The following is a 25,641-nucleotide window of genomic DNA, read 5'->3' on the forward strand; positions in this document are numbered from 1 at the left end:
TACTAGGAGTTTAAAGTTATTACTTGGTTTTCTCTAAAATATACGCTGTTAATAAGTCTGTTGATGACGCCGCATCGAGCCAAATGATATTTACACCGTCTTTTTCCATTTTTCTAAAAAAGGTGTTTTGCCGTTTAGCATATTGGCAAATCGCTATGCCGAGATTGAATTTTAATTGTTCATAGGTAAGTAAACCTTCGAGGTAACTGACTATAAATTTGTATTCTAGCCCATAAAAGACTAACATCTCCTTATCTACACCACTTGAGATTAATTCAGAGACCTCTTCAATCATTCCATTTTTGAGCCGGTGTTCAAGTCTGGCTAAAATATTAGATCTTGTTAGTTCAACCTGATTCTTTAAGCCAAAAATTACTGGCTTAATCTCAGGCCACTTTTTTTCTGCTAAATGGTGGTCTTGGAGGTATTCTGCAATCTCAATAGCCCTGATTAACCTTTTTTTTGATGAAACATCTGCATGTGCAATATGAGCAGGAGGATAAGTATGTAGCCTAATTGCCAATTGTTCTTGCTCATAAACTTCTAGCTCAGCTCGCAACACCGCATTATTGGGAACTGCCGTATACTGTTGATTTTGCAATAAACTGTGAATGTACATCCCTGTTCCACCGCACAAAATAGGCTGCTTGCCCCTACCATTAATTAATTCAAATGCATCGTAGAAGTCATTTTTAAAGGCGTCAACATGATAGCGTTCTCCCGGATCTAAAATATCAATCAGGTGATGCGGAATAATCTTGTTATTAATTTCGTATTCGTGAAGATCTTTGCCAGTACCTATATTCATCTTTCTAAAAATCTGACGACTATCGGCACTGATAATCTCGCCATTTAATTCATTAGCTACCTGAACCGCAAGTTTTGTTTTTCCAGATGCAGTTGCGCCAAGGATAATGATTAGATTTTGGTCGGCCATTTAGAACTTCAGGATAAATTTTAGACTTCCAGTATTAAAAACCACTTCATCAGCAGCTACTGAAGTGTCTTTGATTAGCGATCGGTTAAAATTTTGATCAAGCGAAAATTGTTTGGGCGCTATTGTAGCGGTTAGTAAAAAGCCGAGGTTACTGTAAGCTTCACCCGAAGACCAGTCTCTGTCTGCATAAGTCATTATATCAGTCGGTTTCTGAAGTACCAAAAAATGAGAAATCAGTTTGCTTAAACCTCCCGTAACACTATAACCGGCCTTAACTGCAAATCTGATTAATTCTGCAGATTTGTAATTTTCAGTATGATTCATATTTCTAAGCGCAGAAAATGTAGCCACAGCAACTAAATCTTCCCTTTCAAATAACCCAAATTTATAGCGGCTATTTACTGCTCCCTGCAAATGGTTTTGATTAATAAAATGATCAGCTATTGGCTTGGTAATTTTCTGTACTTTAGTTTTCCTGCCATGAATTCTAGTATTCAGCCCCAATAAAGATTCAATTCTAGCAACAACTTGTAAAGGTCTGCTAAGCCAAACATCTTCCCAGAGGTGAATGAGTTTGATTTCAGCACTTTTATACTTTGCTTGCAGATCAATAAGATTTTCAGGTGGCTTTATATTTGTAAGGCTAATGAGATTAACCATCAGTTTGCCATTGCCCAGTGTTAGTAAGTAAAAATCCTGATCCAAAGAAAAATGGCATTCAATTTTAAGATCCTCCAATCTGGATCTTAATTGATGATGCCATTCTATATGCTGATTAACTGCTGGTTGATTCAAGGGTGCTAATTTAGCTGCTTAATGCTGGCTACAAATTTAGCTATCCTATTGTTATATCCACTCTTTTTCTTTGAAGTTGGTGTGGATAATTTCAATGAAGGTTTGTATTTCACTTAATTTCTGATCATCTAGTGATGAAATTTGATATCCGGTCTTGTCATCACCAAACTCTTTTAAATCTTTTGTATTCGAAGTAAATTCTGCTGTATTTAGCTTAACTTCTACTACTTCTCCATTAATGTAAATCCCTATAAAAAAACGTTCTGTAATTCTTTCACCTGCTTCCTCGATGTTCTTTTCGCTATAAAGATCATATCCTGTTTCAGAATTCTCATGAACGGTGTAACCTCGTGTGGCATAAGGTTGCACTCCTGCTCTAATCGTTTGAAATATTTCTACAAGGTCTGTTTTCATAATCGTCTTTACTTTTAAAAATAAACACGATCAGGAGATTATTGTTTAAGTTTATTCTTCTTGCCACCATTTTGCATCTGGCAAATATTGATCAAGAATGATAGTCTCCCCTAGCCTTGGTGTAACTAACTGTAGCTTACTTTCTTTAGCAGCAGCCACCACCCTGTTTATAGATTCATCCCATGGATGCATGGCCAAACTGAATTTTGCCCAGTGTACAGGCAGTAATACCTTTGCTTTTAAATCGATCGCAGCTTCTACCGTTTGCTCTGGAAACATATGAATATAGGGCCAATAGGTATTGTACTGGCCACACTCTAAAACGGCAAGATCAAATGGTCCATGGTTTTTACCTATTTCGGCAAAATGGGTATCATATCCAGAATCGCCACCAAGAAAAAACTTTGATTTTTCTGTTTCTAAAACAAAGGCAGACCACAGGGTTTGGTTGCGTTTAAATTTTCTTCCGGTAAAATGTCGCGCAGGCACTGCAGTAAATTTTAAATGACTGGTAATCGATATGGATTCATTCCAGCAAAGTTCATTTATTTTATCTTCAGGTATCCCCCATCTTTCTAAATGCGATCCGACACCAATAGAGGTAACAATCGTTTTAACATTTGGTGCAATTGTTAATATCGTTTGATAATCTAAATGGTCATAATGATCATGTGTGATAAGCAGAATATCGATATTCTTAAATTGCTCTGCCTTTACAAAGTCAGTTCCCGGAAAAGCTTTACTTCCTATAAATGAAAATGGCGATGGTGTTTTACTAAAAATTGGATCGACCAGGATCCGTAAATTATCCACTTTGATTAGATATGAGGAATGTCCGAACCAGATTAATTCAGGCAAATTATTGATGGGTAAAGCATCTAAATCTGGTTCTACAATCTTCAGTTTCTTGTCAGGAACTTTATTGGGATGTTTCTCTAAAAAAAATGCCTTCAAGATCTTGAAGAAACTAACACCTTCTGGCTGCATCGGAGTTACCGATAGGTTCTGCAAAGCGCCACTTTTGTAATTTGCTAGCTGCTGTATTTTAGCTAATCTCAAACCACCAGGCAGCCACCCGAACACAGGCAAATTAATGATAATTAACACCACAAGTGTGATGACAATAACAATATAAAGGAAAATCATTTTTAAAAATTATGGCGCTAATGTAGCTATTGCCCAAACGATATTGGGCAGGCTCTTCTATGTTATAGTATTTGTTGCGCTATTCTTACAAAACATAGACGAAGAGCCTTAACATATAGAAATACTTAATTCTTATTGAGGCTTCCTGGTAAAATTTTGTAATGTTTTTTAAAGGCCGTAATAAAGTGTTGTGCGTTTTTATAGCCGACCAGAAAAGCGACCTCATTAACGGACTTTTTTTCCTGAAGGAGAAAATAATGCGCTCTTTCCATCCTAATTTTATATAGGTAGCCAAAAACGGTATGCCCAATTAATATTTTGAAACCTTTTTTAAGCTTATAATCATTAATACCAGCCTTCCGTGATAATTCCATTAGGGAACACGGGTGTTGTAAATTGCTTTCTACAAGTTGCTTTGCAAAAAATATTTTCTTAGCATCCTCTTCCTTAATGGGTATGGTAACTGGTCTTTCTTGTTGCAGATAAAAAACTATTAATTCGAATATTTTTGATTCCAGAAAAATACGCTTTATCCTACCCATGTATTTATGGTTATTTAACGCCTGAAGTAATAGGGCAATTTCAGGTGTTATGTCAGTGCAGATTAGATTGGTTTTTTCTGCAAAATCCTGACTGGCTATTTTCTTAAAATACGACTCCGTTAATTGAATATAGGTATAGCTGGCCTTCCCCGTTACGTTGAAGACCACACGATTAAGCTGACCTGCAGAAATATTTTGCTGATTCTGATGCAGACTGAGTAAATGTTTGGTTTTCGTATCGTTAAAATAGTCTATACTGCCATTTAAACAAAATAGAAATCCAATATGGTTTAATGAAGATTCATAGTAGAAGTCCTCTGTATGCTGAGTGACGATCTCTGCGGTACTGATGTGAATCCCATCAAACCATTTTTCGCTTAAATTGATCAGGTAATTTTCGGTGATAATTTCCTGCTCATTTTCACACAGGTCTTCCGCTATATTAAAGTTGCAGCCAGATGTATTCTCGTAAACTAGATTTTGAGCGTGATATTCTAGAAGTTTGATTTTCATTTTTCTTATAATTCCCCAATAATCATCTCACTAACATGCTGTTTCAAATTCAGCGCTTCCTCGAAATATTGCTTTAACATTTTAATCCGTATTACGGCATTAATTATCCGTATGGCGTTATCTCGTTTTGTTGATTATCTACAAATTTGCATAATTATTTATAATTAGTCTAAATAAATGAAAATATATTTATCAATTGCTTTTACACTTGTTGGATCTTTTGCGCTCGCACAAGACATTAAGATTGATACGGCAAAAGCAAATGATTTGAAGGATGTTGTGGTTACCGGACAATACGGACCGCAATCTTTAAAAAATTCGGTTTACAATTTCAGGATGATTAGTGCGGAGAAAATAAGGCTCCGGGCTGCCACAAATATTCAACAAGTATTAAATACTGAACTTGGATTTAGATTCTCTAACGATCTTACTCTTGGCACAACAGACGTTTCGTTGATGGGAATGTCTGGAAGAAATGTTAAAATTCTGCTTGATGGTGTGCCGATGGTTGATCGTTCTGATGCGCGGGAAAGTTTAGGCCAGATTGATATCAACACAGTTGAAAGAATTGAGATTGTAGAAGGCCCCATGTCTGTAGTATATGGAAGTGATGCTTTGGCTGGCGTAATTAATATTATTACTAAAACAGCTGTAAAGTCTTTATTAAGCATTAATGCCCGCATCCAGGAAGAAACGGCCGGAAAAGAATATGCTGGCCTTACAGGTGCTGGCTTGCATAATCAAAACATAGGCTTAAGTTGGCAAAATAAAGGTTGGAGTGCTTTGGCGGGTATTTCGCACCAGGAATTTGGTGGCTGGAATATGGCTCCGAAAGATGCCTTTCTTCAAGAATTTAATCAATGGAAAAACCAATGGAAACCTAAAGAACAATGGTTAGGTAACACCAAAATTAGTTATGCAAATGATAACTTCAACATTTGGTACCGCCTTGATGCCGTAAACGAAACCATCGATGCCAGGTTTGGAATAAATCCTAATACTTTCGAAGGAAAACTGGCTACCTATACCACTAAACGTTATACCAACCAGTTACAATCTGAATGGAAAATCAATCAAAGATTAAACATATCAGCTATTGCTGGCTACACCAATCTGGAAAGATCTACACGAACGGTTAATCATAATTTTATTAATAATACGGAAAAACTTACCAGTGGTGCTGGTGAGCAGGATACTGCAAAATTTAACACTACCATATTTAGGGCCACAGCGATATATAAGTTATCTGATATGGTATCTTTTCAGCCTGGATTTGAATATAACAGGGATGCAGCCAGCGGCCAGCGAATTAGCGGATCGCCGGTAATCAATGACCTTGCTTTTTTCCTATCGTCAGAAATTAAATTAAGTAATGTGATCAATATCCGGCCGGGATTAAGACTAATCGAAAATTCCGGTTATAATGCACCAGTAATACCATCATTAAATACTAAGTTTCAGCTTTCGAAAAACATTGATCTTAGATTAGGTTATGCGAAAGGATTCAGATCGCCTGCCCTGCGCGAATTATATTATGATTTTGTTGATGCGAGCCATAGTATTTACGGAAACACCAATCTAAAAGCGGAGGAATCTAACAGCTTCAACGGATCTGTTATTTGGTCAGGTGTAAAGAATAAAGAACTTAGTTTTCGGACAGCACTAGCTGGTTTCTTTAATAAATTTAAGAATAAGATTGATTTTGGTACGGATCCATCAGACAATTCAAGAACTACCTTATTGAACATCAGTAATTTCAAAACCGTTGGAACAACATTAGATAATACGCTAACAATAAAAAACTTACAGGCTAACATTGGTTTCTCATACATTGGCTCTTTTCATACTTATTCAGATGATGAATCTTTTACGGGCAAGCAAATATTATGGTCGCCGGAAGTTACGGCAAACCTCACCTATACCGTTACAAAGATCAAAGCTAACGTTAGCTTGTTTTACAAGTACACAGGAGAAAAGCTTGGCTTCCAAACTAATAGTAGTAATGCAACACTATCTTATATACCTACTAAAATTTCATCATTCAACTTTGCAGACTTAATGGTTAATAAAACCATCTATAAATCATTTTTGCTAACAGCTGGAGTTAAAAATGTTTTCAATGTAACGCAGTTAAACAATACATCAACTGCGTCTGGAGGCGCGCACAGTACCGGCGGAGAGCCCGTTCCATTGAGTTATGGTCGCTCTTATGTATTGGGCCTAAGCTTTAACTGGAATAAAATTTAATCGTTAACAATTTAAATAATAAACATGAATAAACTTAACTTAATGATTGCTATCGCTTTTTTGACGATAACATTTACAGCTTGCAAAAAAGACTCTGAAGAACCTATTTTTGTTGCACCACCTTCGGACGGAAGTACGTTAACACTAAACGGGTTGGTTGGTGCAGAGGATGGTACTGCGGCAGGAAACAGTGTATATGTTGATTTTAGTGCAGATAAACAAACTTCCGTATTAAGAGATAGCTGGGATTTAGGCTTTTATTCAGGAAATGATTTCAAAGTAATTTTAAATTCAACAAACGGTGCATCAGCTCTGCTCGTTAATAAAAATGACTTAAATGCAGTTACTGTTAATGATTTTGATTCCAACGGATTAAAGGTTGGGCAAGGCCTAGGGAATTTTTCAATAGTGGATGATGGACGGGAGCCTAACATCCTGAATAAACCAGCTATTGCGATTGTTTCAGCAGTTGATGCAGACAATAAAGTTTATATCATCAATAGAAAAGGAGGCTCGGCTACTGTTTTAGCTCCATCAGATTTATACAAAATTCGTGTATTAAGAAAAGGTAACGGTTACACTTTGCAATATGCCAAAGTTACAGAGACTACTTTTAAATCATTAGATATTAATAAAAATGTTGAAGCAAACTTTCAATTTGCATCACTTGTAAAAGGAGAAACTATTACAGTCGAACCAGCTAAAGGTAGCTGGGATATTGTTTGGGGATATAGTATGTATTTTACCGCTGGATCTCCGTATGCTTTTTCTGATTTAGTTTTCATAAATAACCTTGGCGGCGTAACGGCATCATCTGTTGTAACTAACCTAACTACAACTTATGCTTCGTTTAATGAAGCTAATGTTGGAGAACTCACATTTTCTTCTGCAAGAGATGTTATTGGTTCACAATGGAGAACCTCTCCTGACAGGAATGGCAATGGCGGAAGCGTTAATACTAAAATATTTTTTGTAATAAAAGACGCTTCTGAAAATATATATAAGCTTAAGTTTAACAGCTTTATTTCTAACGATGGTGGTAACCGTGGTAAACCAGTAATTGAATACAAATTAATTAAAAAAGGATAAGAAAAATTTAATGTAAAAAACATGAAAAAAATTAACGTATTTCTATTATTTATTACAATATTCTGCATCACTTCCTGTTCAAAAAGAGAAGGTATTCTTGAAGCTGAAAGTTTAAAAAAAATAAATTTTTCAGATGTGAACAAGGAGTTTGCAATAGCTTTATCAAAAGCTATTACTAATGATGAATTAAGAGAATTAATAAAAAAAGAATCTCTTTTAAAATTTGACAAAGACAATGATGTGCTTTTTCAAAAAATTAAAGATGTTAGGTTGTCAAATGGAACTAAGGTATTAGACTTTATAGCTGGCTTTTCACAACTTAGCAAGGATGAATTTATCGTGAATATAAATGAAGCAGTATTACTTACCATATTTGTACCCTCATTAAAAATATTTACGCCTGAAACTTGGGTTACAAAAAATCAAATCCCTATCGTAGCGGTGAGAAACGAAAACGATATCTTGGTAAATAAACCCTTATTAGCATTTGATTCAAATCAAAATAAATTAACGTTATCATATTCTAGTGAGCCTACTATTCCTGTACTCGTTATAAAAAATAATGAACGTGTAAATTTTGATGATAATTTGGGCTCAACAAATAGTAATCTTAGTACGATAAAAAAGGGATCTGTACTGATGTCAGTTAATAATAAGAAGCTTTATTTTTCAAGTTCAGACTTTCAAAACTTAGAAGTTCCATCTAAAGTAGCATCTGTTAACCCAAGAAACACTGCAATAACTTATCAAAATGGACAAGGGCCGGGTACATATATTGGCAAATTATGGCATGGCTACTATTCTGGATATAACTTTACTTATGATAGAGATTGCATCTATTATAGTTTAAAGAACGACGCGGATTCAGGCACTTTAGATAATACTTATGCAGAAGCAATTCAAGGATTTTATTTCAATAGCGCCTCATCTGAACAAACTTTAGATGCCTTAAATAACGATTGGACTGAAGGCATTTACGAAATTTATGTCACAACACTATTTGTTGAAGGTACTTCAGTTAAAGATGTTAAAAAGGGATTTAGCGTAAGCAAAAACGAACTATTCACTAATGTTGGTGGATCCAGGGTGACAAAATATTTCCCTATACCTCCGATAGAAATAGCTACATGGGATATGCAAAAATATGGCGACACCTGGAAGTTTTTAATTGAAGAGTTTAATTTCGGGGAGACTAAAAAATATACTACAAACGTCTCTTCAAATTTCTCGACGAATTTTAAAGTTGATGCGGGCTTTAATCTTTTTAAGGTGATCAAAATTGGTGCAAGTGCCGGAGGCAGTACAAGCTCAACAAAAACGAGCATATTTGAGGTATCTACTACTGTTTCGTCATTCAATTTAGGAGAAGCCATATTAAGTTTTGAAGATCCCGTTGAATTGAAAGGAAGAAATGCGATAGCACAGTATCCAGTAATTGAGCATGTCATTAATGCTCCACTGGAACACAATATGACATCCACCAGAGGATTAAATACTGGATTAGTTACACTTATCGTTGCGCCTTATAAAAGAATCAATCCTTTATCAGATTCTCAAAGCTATACAGATGATGCATTTTACTGGATGTCTCACTACTAGTATGATAATTGATAAATTATAAATTCATTTTTATTTCTAACGATGGCGGTACCCGCGGTAAACCTGTAATCGAATATAAATTAGTTAAAAAAGGATAACATCTAGCGAAGATTTTCGCTAAATAAAAATATGTTTTGTTAGTTGGATAGATGCTCCCCGCGATGGGGAGCTTTATCTTTTTATGAGGTTTTATCAATTAATTTACCTTATAACTCGCTTTAATAACTTTAGTTATAAAAGGTATTACTTCAGCAAAGCGAGATTGAATAATCATATCTAAAAGCCATCAAACGCAAAAAGGCCCCGAAAATTCGGGGCCTTTTTGTTTCATACTCACGAAATATTATTTTTCAGAGTTTTTCTTGTCAGTAACTTCCGCACGGATTTCTTGTGCTAAAACTTTAAGATCTTGCATTGCTTTACGCACGCGAGTACCAGCAGCTGCATTGCCAGCATTATAAAATTTTTCTACATCTGCTTCAATAGCAGCAACAGCAGCTTTAACTTTTGAGAATTTTTCCATCGCTAATTGATGTTTTAAGGTTTAAAAATTTAATTTTTTCAATAATACATATTTACCATGAATTAACAACAGAATGCATCTATTAATTTGCAATAAGTTTTGCACATATTCACAATCAAAAAATGCCCTTACGGTATTATAGATGTATTTTTTAGAACACAGGTGAGAAAATCTGTGTATGCTAACTTAACTGTTTCGAAAGCTTAATTAGATTTTCGAAGGTTTGATTTGCGCTATTTACGCAACGTTCATAATCTTTCTCTTTTACCCTGTTATTCAGAATAGTAACAAATTGTTTCCATTTACAAGCCAATTCTGGTCCGTAAACACCATAATAATTTAATCCATCTTCATGATTTTTAAAGTTTGGATTAGCCAAAATATGCTTCTTAATTACGTTACCACCCAATGTTGCGCCCTCTAGCACATAAAGTGCACCTAAAATCTCAGCTGTATTCACTTCAGGAACAAACAGATCAAAATTTAATGAGGGTAAGGTAAGGTTATCAATATTCCAATAAGCCAGATCCTTTTCCAACGCGTGAAGTTTCAAACGGCTATTCATTTCTAATTCTAGAGCCAGCTCATTATCAAGCATATTAGCCAGCTTATTTTCTAGTTTTTGATGAATGATATAATTGATTGTTAATAAGGTTTTATAATCTGCTGTGCTTAAAGAATTGTTCATCATCTCATTAACAAACATTAATGATTCTAACGCTTCATGTTTTTTTGCTGTCGCTGTTCTTAATATTACTGCAATCATTCAATTTATTTAATTAAAAAGCTCTAAAAAAAAAGAAAGATTCAAATGAATCATCTGAATCTTTCTTTTTGTTGATGTTATTCATGAATGATATTTAATTCATTCTAAGGTGTTGGTTAAACCAAAAATCATGTACTGAATGTACGCATTTAACCAGATTATCGTATCCATCTGGTTTGGTGAGGTAAGCATTCGCGCCAAATTCTATGGATTTTTTTACGTCATCCGGATGATCAGAAGTAGAAAACAAAATCACGGGTACGGATTTCAAATATGGAATATCTTTTATAAATTTCAGCAAATCCAAACCAGATAAACCTTTGAGATTTAAATCCAATAAAATTAATTTAGGCTTAGTTTTACTTTCTGCAAATTGCTTTAGTTTAAGCATGGCTTCGGTGCCATCTTCGACTATAGCCAAATTCAATGTATCTTTAACTTCTTGAACGGCACTTTGCATAAAGAATGCGTAATCTAAATCATCCTCAACATAAAATATATCAGGCGTTTCCATTATTATATATTTTTAAAGGCTACGTAAAAAGTAGAGCCTTCATTCAATTTACTCTCAAACCATACCCGGCCATTGTGTCGCTCAACTACTCTTTTTACTATAGCCAATCCTACACCGGTTCCTTCGATCTCTTTAACATTATCCATGCGCTTAAAAAGCTCAAAAACTCTGTCATAGTAACGGTTATCAATTCCCATACCATTGTCTTTCACCGCATACACAATTTCCCTTCCATCTATGTAGGAAGAAATTTTGATTTCTGGTTTTTCAACCATTGAGGAGTATTTTATAGCATTGGATATTAAATTTGTAAATACCTGGGCAATCATGGTTTTATCTCCCTTTATATCTGATACTTGCCCTAAAATCAATTCAGATTTATCTGCTTTAAACGCCGCCCAAACTTCTGTCGTGATTTCTTTAAGAAGAGACTGCATGTTTACGGTCTCAAAAGTGATATCCAAACGACCTACCCTGGCTAGATTCAAAATCTCTTTAATTAAAAAGTTCATTTTCTCTGCACCAGTCAAAATACGGCTAAGCATATTCTTTGCACTATCATCAAGACTTTTATTTCTGAGCATCAACTCTGCATAAGTCTTTACAGATGTTAATGGTGTTCTCAAATCATGAGAGATGGTGTAACTAAAAGTATCTAGTTCTTCATATGCAGATTGAAGCTTTTCATTCAATAGCCTGATTTCATTGGCTTTTTTATTTACATCAGTGATGATAATTTCCCGAACCCTTAAAACGGATGCAATCTCTTCAGACAGCCATTTCTCAGATGTATTATTGACTACTTCAGACCAGGCTTCGAAAGACTTCCGTGGCGATAAACTAAGTAAACCATTTTCTGCTAGTGTAGTTGGCTTATCTGGATTGCCAGCCCATTTTACTGTAGATATAAGTTCTGGCTTAAACCAGATAATCATTTCACCCAGTTCTTTACTAATTGTACAAGACAAAATACCAGAAGCAATGCTTTTGTACTTGCTGGCTGGTGAGTATATCTCTGATAACCGATGGGTAAAATAAATAGACTCATGGTTGGTCTGTTTCAACCATTCTGCCAGTACTAGGATATCATCATCCCCGGGTACATCACCAATCGTTTTCAGGTTGTTTTCAAACAAGATGGCTACTCCGCAAGCTTTGGTTACCTCTAATATTGTTTTCTTGTGGCTAGTAATAGCATCTATCAAGTATTTATCTTTGTTAAGGTGCTCACTAAGTATAGTTGCAATATCTTTAAATTGCTCTACAATTTGAGAATCTTCTTCATCCTGCCGGTATTCCAACGCAGATGATAAAATCTGGCCAATTAGTTTAGCACCTTCACGGGCTTTATAATCAATAAATTTTGGACTGTAGTTATGACAGGCAATTAATCCCCATAACTCACCATGAGAAATTAATGAAATACTAAAACTGGAGCTTACGCCCATGTTTTTTAAGTATTGAATATGAATTGGTGAAACCGCCCTTAAACCAGAGTTAGTTAAATCCAGCGGCTTATCTTCTAAAAATGTAAGGATAGGTGAATCTTCTTTATTTACATCAGCAATTAAGCGGGTAAGATTTAGTTTGTATAATTCCCGGGCTTGTTTAGGAATATCGGAAGCCGGGTAATGAAGTCCGAAGAAAGGTTCCAGGTCTTCATTTAATTCTTCAGCAACTACCTCGCCGTGCCCATCATCCAAAAACTTGTAGATCATGACCCGGTCAAAATTAATCAGTTTTTTAACCTCTGCAGCAGCACCTTTTAGCAGGGAATTTACACTTTTACCCTGTAACATTTCAGCTGCCGACCTTCCAATCATGCTTTGAATATCATACTGAAGCGTAGCAGGTTCAAACTCCAGCAGCCAATTGTTAACTGAATCTGCAATGGTAATGTAATACTGATTGTTATCAATAATAACTGGATGGGGACTTATGGCATCAAAACTTTTTCTGATGATTCCAAGACGCAGCAAGTCTTCTAAATTAAATCCGGGCGTAGGCTGGTCTAAAAAAGCATTAATTGCTGAAAGTGGTTTCCCAAGTAAGTTGCTTGCAACTGCTTTTATAAAAACTTCCGTATTTCCACTTAGGTAAGAAATCGACAAATCAATTTTATCAACAGCAATCAAGAAACCATGTGATTGAACTTTCCCCGGAATGTGGATGGGTTCTTTATCGCAATTGGTGAGATCTACAGAAAATTTTATCATATGAAATTTAGCGCTACAAAAATATTAGAATTTTCGAGTTAATAAAATAAGATAACCCTCTTTAGAACGACTACAATTTATATAATTCAATCAGTAGAATTGTTATTTATTTTATATTTGTTCAAAATTTAAATACACTTTCAAATATTGGCAAAGAAAAACATTTTAGTTGTGGAGGATAATCATGCGATTTTGGATGTTATCACCCTTATTTTAGAGAGCGAAGCCTTTAATGTATCTAGCTTAAATAATGGTAATGATTTCCTTAGTCATGTACAGGAATTCTGCCCTGATGTTGTTATAATGGACATTATGCTACCTGATAGAGATGGGCGACAGCTATTAAAGGAGTTAAGAGAAACTGACGAAACTAAGAACATTCCGGTATTAATGATCTCTGCCAGATACAACGCCAGTAACTATGCTTTAGATGGTATTACTGCAGATGATTTCATGGCGAAGCCATTTAACATCGATGAATTAATGGACAAAATTTATGCGCTTTTAAAAAAATAACGTCTCATTTATCGTTAGCAATCCATATAACTTACTCCTTTTGGGTTTGCGATTATTTTACAAAACACCCCATCAACAAAGTATTGAAAAAGATAATTACCCCTACGTTAAGTTAATCTGGCTCAGCAATTGTAAATTAGTTTTTCAACTATTCATTACTCAGGTCAAAAAAAACGTTATTCTTAAACATTTAGCGACGTTGATAATTTAATGAACCCTATGCAATTAATGAGTTTCGTTATAAGTACCTACTAAGCAGGTACTATTTTTTCTTTGTCGTTTTATCCTTTGTCACTTCTACTTTTTTAGCATCTTTTGCTGATGTTACTTTTTCTTCTGCGCCCTTAGCCTTTTCGTCTTTTGGTGCCGTTGCTTTAGTTTTTTCTGCTGGTGTAGTTTTCGAATCTTTCATGGTATTTTAATTTATATTTTATGCTTCAGTTGCGAGCCATTCTTTTGCTGCTTCCATTTCATTTAGCTTAAATCCTTTAGCGCTGCCTGGGGTTAAAAAGGTGAAGAAATTTGAAAACCACTCCACACTTTTTTCTTCGCTAACCACCGCTATCTTCTTCCATTTGCTATAATTTTCAAGTCCGGCTTTAGCATCCTGAATCCAGGCTCCGGTAGTGAAATTTTTAACTTCTGTATCCAGAACAAGTAAGTATCTGATCTCACCAAAACGATCTCCTGTTCTGGCCAGGCCGGGAAGCAACACATCTTTTAAGTCAGCAGTGGTTACTTCGCCCGTGGCTCTTACCCCAAAAATATGATCAGGCAAACCTGTTATTTCAGCTAACATATATTCTAGTTTTAAATAGAACACTGCAATTGCGCAAGATGTTTCGGAAGCTTACAAATTCTAAAAAGTTGTGAAACATTTAAAACTCTATCTCCCTGATAGCGTTATAGAAACAATATTTATTTTACTCAAAAAATAACAACATGAAAAGCAATCTATTAAGGCTATCTACAGCAGTGCTGGCCTTAGCTATTTCCGTATCTGCCTGTACTAGTGACACGAAAACCACCAATACCACAGATTCTACAGCGCCGGACTCAGCCGCAAACGCTTCATTAAAACCAGCAGGTCCGCCACCAGAATGGGGACAAAGCATTAAACCTGAAATGCAGACGGTAATTGAAAAGCTTGCCAGTTATGGAGATAAACCTATTGAAACTTTAAGCCCAACTGATGCCAGGAAAAATCATACCCCAACTGATGCCGTTATGGCACTAATTGAAGCCAATAAGATTCCTGTACCAGCCGCCCAGGTAGATACAGTGGGGAAAGATATAGATGTTACGGGAGGAAAGATCCACCTTCGAATTTATACCCCAAAAACAGGAAGTGGCCCTTACCCGGTAATCGTTTACTACCATGGTGGAGGTTTTGTAATCGCCAATCTTGATGTTTACAACGCATCGGCTCAAGGCCTGGCAGAACAGGCTAATGCGGTGGTGGTTTCCGTAGCTTACCGATTGGCGCCAGAAAATAAATTCCCAACCGCACATAACGATGCTTTTGCTGCTTACGAATGGGTGGTTAAGAATGCCGTTAGCCTAAAAGGTGATCCTGCCAAGATTGCCGTAGTTGGAGAAAGTGCCGGAGGAAATCTGGCTGCGAATGTTTCTATTGCTGCCAGAGATAAAAATATCATGGTTCCGGTACACCAGGTACTTGTTTATCCAATTGCACAGGCAAATATGAATACTGAGTCTTACAAAATGTATGCAAATGCAAAACCTTTAAATATGGCCATGATGACCTGGTTTACTAAAAACTACCTGACTACCATGATTGAAGGGCAAAATCCTAAAATCTCTTTAGTTAATGCAAAATTAAAGGGGCTGCCACCAACAACTATTATTACTGCCGAAATTGATCCCTTACATGATGATGGCACAATGCTGGCAAATAAACTTGCTGAAGCCGGAGTTAAGGTAAATAGCAGGAATTACGAGGGTGTAACACATGAATTCTTCGGGATGGCAGCTATTGTACCAGAGGCGAAGGCTGCTCAGGCCTATGCAGCAGATCAATTAAAACTTGCTTTTAAGTAGAAAATATTTCCAAAAGCGAAGTTTAACTTTAAGTTATACTAATGGTTTATTGGGGAGGGAAACCTCCTCTTTGCCTACTAATAAAACTTTATATGCGTTGTTTGCAGCACTTTTATTTTATACCTAAAAATTGAATATGAATCTTGTTAAGCGCCTTTTTTAGAGCCCAAACTTTGCATTAACTGATCATATAAATCATCGCTAGTCGCCTTTTGTGGTTTCATTTTCTTAACGGTAGCACGTTTTCCCTTTGCTTTCGCTTTTATAATCTTCAGTAACTCATTACTGTAATCATCTTTGAATGAACTTAAATCGAATTTTGAACTATACTGTTTTATTAATGCCAGACCAACATCCATTTCCTTTTTAGTGATGGTGATATCGTCAGCCTTGTTTATTTCATCTAAACTTCTGATTTCCTGTTCAAAGCGAATTTTTGTAATTACGATCACATTTTCCATAGGATGAATTACACAAAGGTTTTCAGTGTTCCGCAATACAAAACGGGCAACCCCAGCTTTACCAGATTTTTGAAGTGCCTTCAGTAATAATGCATAAGCTTTCTTCCCTTGTTTCTCCGGTTCGGTGTAATATGATGTTTCGTAATAGATAGGATTAATATCTTTTATGTCTACAAAATTTTCCAGCTCAATAATTTTAGTTTTTTCTGGAGATGCTTCTTCGAAATCGTGCTTTTCCAGAATAATATATCTATCCTTCAAAAAATAACCCTTAACTATTTTATCAAAGGGAACTTCTTTATGGGTTTTATCATTTACCCGTTGGTAGCGGATTTTTTCCTGGTCGCGTTCATCCAGCATATCTAAATCCAAATGTGTGGATTGCACACCAGAAAATAATTTTACCGGAATATTTACCAAGCCAAATCCAATAGAGCCCTTCCAAATCGATCTCATAATAGTTTTTTTATTAATTATTGAACTCAACAAGATGCGAATTGATATTGTTTTGATCAAAAAGGCGTTAATAAAGCAGAATTAAAACCATTTGATGTGTTTTGATGTTATATCATTACATTAATCTATAATATCTACTATGAAAATTGCTTATATTTCAACTTATCCTCCACGCGAATGCGGTCTAGCTACTTTCAATCAAAATTTAGTTAATGCGCTAAGTATAAATCCATCTTACCAATCAGATAAAAGTTTTGTTGTTGCAATGAATGAATCTGATGATCTAAATGAACATGCTTATCCATCAGAAGTTAAATTTGTAATTAGGCAACAGAACCAACAGGATTATATTGAAGCGGCAAATTTTATCAATGAGAGTGATGTAGATACCTGTATTATAGAGCATGAATTTGGAATTTATGGCGGAAATAGCGGCGTTTTCCTTTTATCATTAATTAATAAGCTACAAAAACCATTTATAACTATTTTACATACGGTTTTAAAGGAACCAAATTTTATGCAACAAACCATCATTAAGGAAATTGCATTAAAATCCTCCAAGATAGTAGTGATGAGTAAAAAGGCTGTGATGTTCCTGACCAGCATTTATCAAATTCCAAAAACATCGATCAGATTAATTGAACATGGTGTTCCAGATTTGGAACCTATCATTAATAATGAACTTTCACAAAGCGAATTATTCAAAAATAGAAAAGTACTTTTTACCTTTGGTTTAATCAGTCGGAATAAAGGACTCGAAACTGTTATCAAAGCACTTCCGGCTATTGTTGCGCAGCATCCTGATGTCTTATATGTTATTTTAGGAAATACTCACCCTGGCGTAGTGAAGCATAATGGCGAAGAATATCGCGATAGCCTGAAATCTTTAGCGAAAGAATTAGGGGTAGAAAATAACATTGCCTTTGTAAACAAATTTGTTTCGGAAGGCGAACTTCATCAATATCTTACTGCCTGCCACTTATATATTACGCCTTACTTAAATGAGGCGCAGATTACCAGCGGAACTTTATCTTACGCCATCGGTGCAGGTGCAGCAGTGGTTTCCACTCCTTACTGGCATGCAGAAGAATTGCTTGCAGATAACAGGGGAAGATTGTTCGACTTTAAAAATGATGTTGCATTAGCGAAAATTGTGAATGAATTACTTTCTGATGAAAGCAAACACCAGGCAATGAAAACCAATGCTTATCAATATGGATTGAAACTAAGGTGGCCGGCCATAGGTAATGTTTATTTAGAAACGCTTCAAAAAGCGATAGATGAAGGTGAAAGGCCAAAACGGGAAACTCCACCAATAATTGATGTGGAAAAAATGCCTGCTTTAAATTTGAGCCACATCTCATTGTTAACAGATGATACCGGCATTATTCAGCACGCCCGTTTCGGAATCCCTAATTTAAAAGAAGGTTATTGCATAGATGATAATGCCAGGGCACTGATTTTAGCATTAATGGCTTTTGAACAAAATAAAAATCAAACAGCTTTGAAATTAATGCCGGTGTATTTGAGCTTTATCCAGTACATGCAGACAGAAGATGGAAACTTTAGAAACTTTTTAAGTTTTAACCGCAACTATCTTGATGAAATTGGTTCAGAGGATTCATTCGGAAGAACAATATGGTCTTTAGGTTACCTCATTTGCGTAGCACCTAATAATTCATACCGGGAATTTGGACGCGAATTGTTTTCTCACTCTGTTCCGCACTTTAAAAATCTTACCCACTTACGTGGCATGGCTAACACGCTGATCGGAGTATCGTATTATTTATGTGCTCACCCTGGCGATGAAAAGATCGTAAATGAAGTTAACCTATTGGCTAATAACTTAAAAAATGCTTACAAAACTAATAAAGACGGTGACTGGCATTGGTTTGAGGATATTTTAACTTATGATAATGCCATTTTACCATTGGCACTCTTGCATCATTATGAAGCTACAGGTAATGCCGAGTCGTTTGAAATTGCCATGGAAAGTATTAACTTCTTAAATAGTTTCTCGTTTGAAAATGGCTATTTAAATCCTGTTGGAAACGATGGGTGGATGAAGAAACATGGTAAAAATCCAATTTACGATCAGCAGGCAATTGAAACCATGGCAATGGTTTTACTTTACTGTAAAACTTATGAAGTAACTAAAGACAGTAAGTATTTAAGTTTAATGCATATCAGTTATGAATGGTTTCTTGGTAAAAACAGTTTGCACATCCCTTTGTATGACTTTGAAACACATGGTTGTGCTGACGGATTGCAATTTAACAGTGTAAATAGAAATCAGGGAGCTGAAAGCACATTAGCTTACTTTGTATCTCATTTAGCAGTGCTACAGGCTGCAGAGGCTGAGTATCAAACTTTGGCAACTCCATTGGTTGAGCGTAATAAACTGGTTTAAAAAATTGACTAAATTAAAGGGCTGGGTCATAAAATATGAACCAGCCCTTTTTTATACTTATGAACAGACTATACTTATTGTGCTGCTCCGTTTTCCAATAATTTGTTTAATAATAAATCCAGGTTTACCGTTGCGAATGATGAACTGTAATCAGACAAACCATAAGGAATAATGAGTTCGCCATTACTGATAATTGATCCGCAGGAATAAACAACGTTAGGCACATAACCTTCACGTTCGTCATTATTAGGAATAATTAAAGGTTCTTTTAAATGGCCAATTTCTTTGCCTGGATCTTCTAAATCTAATAAAACTACACCTATGCAATACCTTCTCATCGGTCCAACGCCGTGAGTTATCACTAACCAACCTTTATCTGTTTCAATTGGCGATCCGCAATTACCAATTTGCACCAATTCCCAATCATAACGTGGCTGTTTTAACAAGATAGGGTTTTCCCAAACATTTACTTTATCAGAGAACATCAGGTAATTATTCCAACCATCTATCCTACTCATCATTACATACTTGCCATTAATTTTACGAGGAAAAAGTGCTAGATTTTTATTTTGAGCACCGTCTCCATAAAGCGGAATCACCTTAAATTCATAGAAATCTTCTGTCTGCACCAATTTCGGAATAATTAGTGAACCATCAAATGCGGTATAAGTAGCATAGTACACTACTTTGCCGTCGTCTTTTACAAATTTAACAAAGCGGGCATCTTCAATTCCTTTGCGCTCAAACTCTGAAATTGGGAAAATTACGCGATCTGAAATGTCGGTATCCTTAGAAAAAGATATCGTATGGTAGGTATCAGATAACCAAAGTACCTTATCATATTCGATTAATCGAACCGGATTATCATTATGCAGGCTTTTGGATTCCTTGATGATGTTACTGAGGATGGTATATTCAAACCGATCGTCTAGTTTACCTTCAATTTCTTCAAGTACGGTAGCGTCAATTTGCGCATAAGCAGCTTTTTTGAAGAAAAGTTTTTTAACATAGATGGCATTTTTAACAACTTCGGCTTCATCAACATAATTTCCCACAGGCAATACCTGGATATTGTTGTGTTTATCAATTAAAGCTCTCCTAAAAACAATGGATGATATATGTCCCTCTCCAACAGCACGGAAACTGATTATTACTCTTTTTTCTCCTTCAACAAGGTCGGTTTGATCTGGATCGTCAACAATACTGGGATTAAAAAATGCAGCCGATTCTATCGAATATTCATGGGTAAAATATGCACCAATCAGCAGTCTGGTATATTGATCGAGATCTTCGATATCTTTGCCGAGAACCGTAAACTGCTTTTTTAATTTTTTGCAATGACGATTCAAGATTTTAGTGATATTCCGATGCCTTTTTGAATATTCCTGTAAGATAGGTGAAATGATGGAAAAGACTTTTTCATCTGAAAATTCAAGTACTTTTCTGATTACTTCTATTGCTCGCTCTTCTCCGTTAAAAAAAAAACGGGCAATAACTCGTTTGGTATCAGGGTTTACCTTTACAGGTTTACGTTCTATGTATAATCTCATTATTAAGTATTGATTTGGTAACTGTTATTGTTGCATAATAAGCAATTTGCATTAGCTATTAGAACTAAAGTTAATACATAATTGTTTATAATATCTAAGGTTTTGATGATAATCTTTACCTTTAGCGAATTACGCTTTTAAATCATTTACTTAAAATGCAATCAGCCCAAATTTCAGATCAATCCATCTCCACTAAGGAAGAATTGCGTTTGCAAACGCTCTTTAGTTATGAAATATTAGATACGTCACCAGAAAAAAGCTTTGATCACTTTGTTCTTTTAGCAGCAGCTATATTTGAAGTTGACAATGCAGCTATTGGATTCTATGCCGAAAATGAAATGTTTTTTAAAGCATTGACAGGAAATGAATTGCAGGCACAGGCGGCGCAGTCTATTTTTTTACTCGGAAGATCTGAACATGATACGCTGACTACAAGCGGAGATCAAGTTAAAACACCTGCGTTCTTTGCTGGTGCTACCATTAAATCGACTGACGGACAAAAGCTGGGCGCCATTATGGTTTATGATGATGAAACACGAACAGCCACTAAACATCAACTGGCTATGCTATCCCGATTGGCTGAAATGGTTTCAGAAAAGCTGGAAACGAGGATGGCAATTCGAAAAACAATGCGGGCGGTGGATGATCGTTTACATGTGCTTATTCACGACCTGAAAAATCCGATGACTACGATTTCGCTCCAATCTGAACTAGTGAGCAGAATGCCTGATGCCAATCAGAAGATAGCAAACATTGCTGGTAAAATTAATCTTCAAGCCAAAAGAATGGTTGATAGCTTGAATGAGATCTTAAGCTCGGCGAGAAAAGAAAATGGTTCTTTCAAACCACAAAAAAATAAGATCGACTTGAGAACACTTTTGACTGATGTAAGCCAGAATTATGAATTAGCGTTACCCCAAAAAAACCAATCTATTTCAATTAAAATAAATGACCCTGTAGAAATTTTTGGAGATGAAATTAAACTTAAGGAGTTATTCTCTCAATTGATTCAAAATTCTATCAAATTTACGCCGTTGGGTGGTAAAATAGAAGTCTCTCATCAGGTGGTCGAAAACCTGGTAACAATAGCCATTAAGGATAATGGAGTGGGTTTAAGCGAAGATGATCTTGAGCGTTTATTCATTAAATTTTCCCGGTTAAGCGCTCAGCCTACCGATCGCGAAAACGGCAATGGTTTGGGTTTAATTGTATCTAAAATGTTTGCAGATATGCATAAGGGCAAAATCTGGGCAACGAGCGACGGAATAGATAAGGGAACGACCTTTTACGTGGAATTGCCCGTTAAGTAACATCTAAGAGTGCTAACAGCTTCATTTCTTCTAAAACTATCCGTTCAGGAGCTCCGGTTTTTTGGAAAGACCATTTAATGAGTCTGATGGCACCTTCTTCTATTTCTATACCTGTAATGTCGCCATCGCTGAAACAGCAACAACCGCTGTTGAAATAGCCAGGTTTATATGCCTTGAACTCCGGAATATCATCGCCCTTTTTCACTCTTTTTTTCAGTTCTTCATTTAATTCCTGAATTTCGCTCTGTTGCTTTGCAATAGTTGCATTTTTTAATTTTAAATAGATTCGTTCGAGGTGAGTAAGCGACGCAAACACGGGTTGGTGGGTATGTCCGGTAATTAATGCGGTATCTTTTTGTTCCGACTGCCAGCTGTACATCAGGCTATTATGCGCAGTTTTCAGTTGATTATCATAGGCGGGTGTATTCGGGTTAATTTGTAAATAAGATTGTATTGGTGCCCAGATCGTACTTACAAACCACTTACTAAACCAGTTCCCATCGCTCTGCAAATCACCCTGATGTCCATGGGTTAGAAAAATATTAAGGGTCCTGTTATCAAAATGCATTTTTAAAATTACACCTTCATAAATCGGAACCTTTTGACCATATATTCGATTCAGATTGAAACTTGCCAGTGGATCATTATCCCAATACAAATCATGATTACCAAAAATCTTCGTAAATGCCTTGCGATTGATAAATAGCTTCTCCTTCTCGAAAGTTTGTTTATTATGTTTAATTACAGATTCCAGCAAATTCTCCCACAGCTCCTCGCTATCTCCAAGATTGATATAATGAAATAAGGAATCATTATAATAATCGAGTGCTTTCAGGTAGTTTATTTCTGCGAGGGCAAAATCATCGGCATAATCACGCGCGCCCTTGTGCTGATCTGATAAAATAACGAATTTATCTGACTCAGAAATTTCAAACACAAGACCTCGCTTTCCCGGATCGGTATTTATTGTAGTAAAGAGTTTGCTTAATGCATCGTGGATCCGTTTACGATCTGGTCTGGAGCCAAATTTGTTCGACATTCTAATTACCCAGTTTCCGAATACACGTTGTAAAAATTTCCGCATTTAATTAATTAAAGTTTGGTTTCAAACTTAACAAATTATAACACCAAAGTGTTCGCTTAGGCTTTTACAATTCTATATCTTTAGACTGATGAAATTTCTAACTTTAATTTTTATTTTCTTTTTTACAGCTGGCTACGCGCAAAAGATACTGCCTGATACCTCCTTCAGTGTATATTATACTTATCTTAAAGAGAAAAAGAGGCGTCCGGACATCACTATAGCGCAGCCCTTAGCAAAAGGTGATTTTAAAACTAAGCGTAATATCGTTTATGCCCATACGCCTACCGGAAATTTATTATTAGATGTGATTTATCCTGGAAAGTCATCTAAATTATCACCTGCCATATTATTTGTTTTTGGGGGTGGCTGGCGTTCTGGAAATCGTTCTCAAAACATTCCGTTGGCACAAAAAATGGCTCAAAACGGTTATGTATCTATCACAGTTGATTACCGTTTATCTACTCATGCACAGTTTCCTGCAGCTGTTTATGATTTAAAAAATGCGATACGATGGATCAAAGCCAATGCAAATAAATTAAATATCGATACGAACAAAATTGCCATCACTGGTTTCTCTGCCGGCGGACAGTTAGCGGCCTTGGTTGCAAACACAAATAACGACCTTCAATTCGAAAAAGAAACTATTAATGGACATACTAGTACGGTTCAGGCCGTCATTGATGTTGATGGTGTGTTGGCTTTCGATCATCCGGAGTCGTCTGAAGTAAGTACAGATCCAAAACGAAAATCAGTTGCTGCTATCTGGTTAGGCGCAGATTTGAAAGATAATCCTGACTTGTGGCACAATGCTTCTGCGTTAAATCATGCTGATCAACATACCGTTCCGATGTTATTTATCAATAGTTCCACACCGCGCTTTCATGCCGGAAGAGATGACCTGATTGCAAAGATCAAACCATTTGGAATCTATACAGAAATACATACGCTTCCAGATACACCACATCCTTTCTGGTTATTTAATCCATGGTTTGAACAAGTTTCTTCTTTAATGGTGAACTTTTTAGATCGGCAATTCAAAAATTAACCCTCATTGTAATCCAAAAAGTTTCAGTTTAACAAAATATATTACTAATTTCGTTAGTATTGAAAAGATCAGGAAGCGCAGATTTACCATTACATTACGGGCATGTACCACCCTGGTTGGCTCAGCGAATGGCCACATTAGGTTTGGCTATTGTTGAATCGATCCTTGTAGAATATGGCAAAGCCGAAGTAATTCGCAGATTAAGTAGTCCTTTTTGGTTTCAAAGTCTGGGTGCGGTAATGGGTATGGATTGGCATTCTTCTGGAATAACCACTTCTGTAATGGGTGCCTTGAAAAAATCGATCAATCCGCTTTCTAAAGAGCTTGGCCTATACATTTGTGGGGGAAAAGGAAAATCAAGCCGAGAGACACCAAATGAACTTTTAAAAATAGCAGACAAAACTGGCCTCGACGGAACAGCACTCGTGAGGGCCAGTAAATTAAGTGCAAAGGTTGATAACACCGCCATTCAGGATGGCTTTCAATTATACCTGCACAGCTTTATTTTGAATAGTGATGGCGACTGGGCTGTTGTTCAGCAAGGCATGAGTGATGCCAGTTCTACGGCTAGAAGATACCACTGGCATTCTGAAAATTTAAAATCGTTTATTGAGGAACCCCATACTGGCATTTGTGGAATTAACCAAGGGCAGATTCTTAATCTTACGGCAAATGAGGCGCATGTTACACGTCAAACCATGATGGGTATTACAGAAGAATCACCTACAAGAATAATTGCAGAGATTCAGAAATTGGTGATGCCTAACCACCATGAAGTAAAGGCAAAAGATGTAGACTTGAAACGTTTAGGGAGTATCTTATGGTTGGCTCAAGAGAAACAACCTACTGATTTTGAAGAACTTTTACTATTGGAAGGCATGGGTCCAAGAACTTTGCAATCGCTGGCGTTAGTGAGTGAAGTAATCCATGGCACGCCATCGAGGTTTACAGATCCTGCCCGGTATTCGTTTGCCCATGGTGGTAAGGATGGACATCCTTTCCCAGTACCTGTGAATGTTTTTGATGAGACGATTAGTGTTTTGCAACACGCAGTAGAAAAAGCTAAAATGGGACAAAGTGATAAACAGCAGGCCATAAAATCGCTTCATCAGATCGCACGCGATTCGGAACGGGATTTTATCCCGAATATGAATTTTGAGAAGGTGGTGGAGAAAGAAAGAACAGAGAGCTGGAAGCATGGTGGCAGAACCATTTTTGGAAAAGAGAAACCTCCAGGTGGCCAATTAAAATTGTTTTGATTGTTTTTTGTTCTTAGCGTTATTTAAGTGCTTATTTACTAATTAGAAAATTTTCCGATTCTTTATTGGTGATGTTGGTGGCAATTTCCTATTTGATACAGCATTAGAAATAAAGAGGTTGCCACAGCCAATGAAGAATTGGCTCCGCAGGACGGCCGTTTTTGTATGGCGTGTTAGTATAGCGTGTT

General features: G+C 36.2%; 23 protein-coding genes. 9 read left to right on the forward strand and 14 right to left on the reverse strand.

The genetic code is table 11. The features are described from left to right. Positions 1–19: 19 nt before the first annotated feature. The 5 genes from miaA to SOM16_RS04740 all read right to left on the reverse strand — a co-directional run bounded on the left by miaA (position 20) and on the right by SOM16_RS04740 (position 4,347). Entirely contained in the window at positions 20–937 is a 918-nt protein-coding gene (miaA, locus tag SOM16_RS04720) for a tRNA (adenosine(37)-N6)-dimethylallyltransferase MiaA (RefSeq protein ID WP_320462840.1), read from the reverse strand. Continuing rightward, complete coding sequence (locus SOM16_RS04725; RefSeq protein WP_320462841.1) at positions 938–1,732, reverse strand: hypothetical protein; 795 nt, start codon at positions 1,730–1,732, stop codon at positions 938–940. 51 nt (positions 1,733–1,783) lie between these two features. Further along, positions 1,784–2,146: a hypothetical protein gene (locus SOM16_RS04730; RefSeq protein WP_320462842.1), complete on the reverse strand. Its 363-nt coding sequence runs from the start codon at positions 2,144–2,146 to the stop codon at positions 1,784–1,786. A 51-nt stretch (positions 2,147–2,197) separates the two neighbouring features. Beyond that, the gene (locus tag SOM16_RS04735) at positions 2,198–3,292 is read right to left on the reverse strand and encodes an MBL fold metallo-hydrolase (protein WP_320462843.1); all 1,095 of its coding nucleotides are present in this window, start codon (positions 3,290–3,292) and stop codon (positions 2,198–2,200) included. Between the two features lie 125 nt (positions 3,293–3,417). Then, positions 3,418–4,347, reverse strand: a complete 930-nt coding sequence (locus tag SOM16_RS04740) for an AraC family transcriptional regulator (protein WP_320462844.1) — start codon at positions 4,345–4,347, stop codon at positions 3,418–3,420. 177 nt (positions 4,348–4,524) lie between these two features. Between SOM16_RS04740 and SOM16_RS04745 the strand changes: the two genes are divergently transcribed. The 3 genes from SOM16_RS04745 to SOM16_RS04755 are packed head-to-tail and all read left to right on the forward strand — an operon-like array spanning position 4,525 to position 9,282. After that, a complete protein-coding gene (locus SOM16_RS04745) occupies positions 4,525–6,594 on the forward strand; it encodes a TonB-dependent receptor (RefSeq protein ID WP_320462845.1) in 2,070 nt (689 codons plus the stop codon). A 24-nt stretch (positions 6,595–6,618) separates the two neighbouring features. Next, positions 6,619–7,683 (forward strand): HmuY family protein, encoded by a 1,065-nt coding sequence (locus SOM16_RS04750; protein WP_320462846.1) that lies wholly within the window; start codon positions 6,619–6,621, stop codon positions 7,681–7,683. Positions 7,684–7,704: 21 nt separating this feature from the next. Beyond that, entirely contained in the window at positions 7,705–9,282 is a 1,578-nt protein-coding gene (locus SOM16_RS04755; protein ID WP_320462847.1) for a hypothetical protein, read from the forward strand. 343 nt (positions 9,283–9,625) lie between these two features. Here the strand turns inward: SOM16_RS04755 and SOM16_RS04760 are convergent, their stop codons facing one another. The 4 genes from SOM16_RS04760 to SOM16_RS04775 all read right to left on the reverse strand — a co-directional run bounded on the left by SOM16_RS04760 (position 9,626) and on the right by SOM16_RS04775 (position 13,301). Further along, positions 9,626–9,805, reverse strand: a complete 180-nt coding sequence (locus tag SOM16_RS04760; RefSeq protein WP_154280022.1) for a histone H1 — start codon at positions 9,803–9,805, stop codon at positions 9,626–9,628. A 181-nt stretch (positions 9,806–9,986) separates the two neighbouring features. After that, the gene (locus SOM16_RS04765; protein WP_320462848.1) at positions 9,987–10,571 is read right to left on the reverse strand and encodes a biliverdin-producing heme oxygenase; all 585 of its coding nucleotides are present in this window, start codon (positions 10,569–10,571) and stop codon (positions 9,987–9,989) included. A gap of 94 nt (positions 10,572–10,665) precedes the next feature. After that, positions 10,666–11,085: a response regulator gene (locus SOM16_RS04770; protein ID WP_320462849.1), complete on the reverse strand. Its 420-nt coding sequence runs from the start codon at positions 11,083–11,085 to the stop codon at positions 10,666–10,668. A gap of 2 nt (positions 11,086–11,087) precedes the next feature. Next, entirely contained in the window at positions 11,088–13,301 is a 2,214-nt protein-coding gene (locus SOM16_RS04775; protein ID WP_320462850.1) for an ATP-binding protein, read from the reverse strand. A gap of 147 nt (positions 13,302–13,448) precedes the next feature. On the opposite strand from SOM16_RS04775, the gene SOM16_RS04780 reads away from it, so the two are divergent. Then, entirely contained in the window at positions 13,449–13,817 is a 369-nt protein-coding gene (locus SOM16_RS04780) for a response regulator transcription factor (protein ID WP_320462851.1), read from the forward strand. Between the two features lie 262 nt (positions 13,818–14,079). On the opposite strand, the gene SOM16_RS04785 is transcribed toward SOM16_RS04780, so the two are convergent. Together SOM16_RS04785 and SOM16_RS04790 are read right to left on the reverse strand one after the other, a co-directional pair. Further along, the gene (locus SOM16_RS04785; protein ID WP_320462852.1) at positions 14,080–14,229 is read right to left on the reverse strand and encodes a hypothetical protein; all 150 of its coding nucleotides are present in this window, start codon (positions 14,227–14,229) and stop codon (positions 14,080–14,082) included. Positions 14,230–14,247: 18 nt separating this feature from the next. Beyond that, positions 14,248–14,616 carry an STAS/SEC14 domain-containing protein gene (locus SOM16_RS04790; RefSeq protein WP_320462853.1) on the reverse strand — a complete coding sequence of 123 codons (369 nt, stop codon included), beginning with the start codon at positions 14,614–14,616 and terminating at the stop codon, positions 14,248–14,250. A gap of 143 nt (positions 14,617–14,759) precedes the next feature. Between SOM16_RS04790 and SOM16_RS04795 the strand changes: the two genes are divergently transcribed. Next, a complete protein-coding gene (locus SOM16_RS04795) occupies positions 14,760–15,878 on the forward strand; it encodes an alpha/beta hydrolase (protein WP_320462854.1) in 1,119 nt (372 codons plus the stop codon). 146 nt (positions 15,879–16,024) lie between these two features. Here the strand turns inward: SOM16_RS04795 and SOM16_RS04800 are convergent, their stop codons facing one another. Next, positions 16,025–16,795, reverse strand: coding sequence for a Ku protein (locus tag SOM16_RS04800; RefSeq protein WP_320462855.1), 771 nt, complete (start codon positions 16,793–16,795; stop codon positions 16,025–16,027). Between the two features lie 139 nt (positions 16,796–16,934). On the opposite strand from SOM16_RS04800, the gene SOM16_RS04805 reads away from it, so the two are divergent. Next, positions 16,935–19,205: a glycosyltransferase family 4 protein gene (locus SOM16_RS04805; protein WP_320462856.1), complete on the forward strand. Its 2,271-nt coding sequence runs from the start codon at positions 16,935–16,937 to the stop codon at positions 19,203–19,205. Positions 19,206–19,279: 74 nt separating this feature from the next. On the opposite strand, the gene SOM16_RS04810 is transcribed toward SOM16_RS04805, so the two are convergent. Further along, on the reverse strand, positions 19,280–20,755 hold the full coding sequence (locus tag SOM16_RS04810; RefSeq protein ID WP_320462857.1) for a glycoside hydrolase family 130 protein: 1,476 nt from the start codon (positions 20,753–20,755) through the stop codon (positions 19,280–19,282). A gap of 155 nt (positions 20,756–20,910) precedes the next feature. Between SOM16_RS04810 and SOM16_RS04815 the strand changes: the two genes are divergently transcribed. Continuing rightward, a complete protein-coding gene (locus tag SOM16_RS04815; protein WP_320462858.1) occupies positions 20,911–22,065 on the forward strand; it encodes a HAMP domain-containing sensor histidine kinase in 1,155 nt (384 codons plus the stop codon). Here SOM16_RS04815 and SOM16_RS04820 read toward each other — a convergent pair. Then, positions 22,058–23,149 (reverse strand): metallophosphoesterase, encoded by a 1,092-nt coding sequence (locus SOM16_RS04820; RefSeq protein ID WP_320462859.1) that lies wholly within the window; start codon positions 23,147–23,149, stop codon positions 22,058–22,060. The two genes, SOM16_RS04815 and SOM16_RS04820, sit on opposite strands and share 8 nt — an antisense overlap. A gap of 88 nt (positions 23,150–23,237) precedes the next feature. On the opposite strand from SOM16_RS04820, the gene SOM16_RS04825 reads away from it, so the two are divergent. Then, complete coding sequence (locus SOM16_RS04825) at positions 23,238–24,194, forward strand: alpha/beta hydrolase (RefSeq protein WP_320462860.1); 957 nt, start codon at positions 23,238–23,240, stop codon at positions 24,192–24,194. 59 nt (positions 24,195–24,253) lie between these two features. Then, complete coding sequence (locus tag SOM16_RS04830) at positions 24,254–25,453, forward strand: DUF763 domain-containing protein (RefSeq protein WP_320462861.1); 1,200 nt, start codon at positions 24,254–24,256, stop codon at positions 25,451–25,453. Positions 25,454–25,641 lie beyond the last annotated feature (188 nt).

It is taken from the genome of Pedobacter sp. CFBP9032 (assembly GCF_034045265.1).
Lineage (GTDB): Bacteria > Bacteroidota > Bacteroidia > Sphingobacteriales > Sphingobacteriaceae > Pedobacter.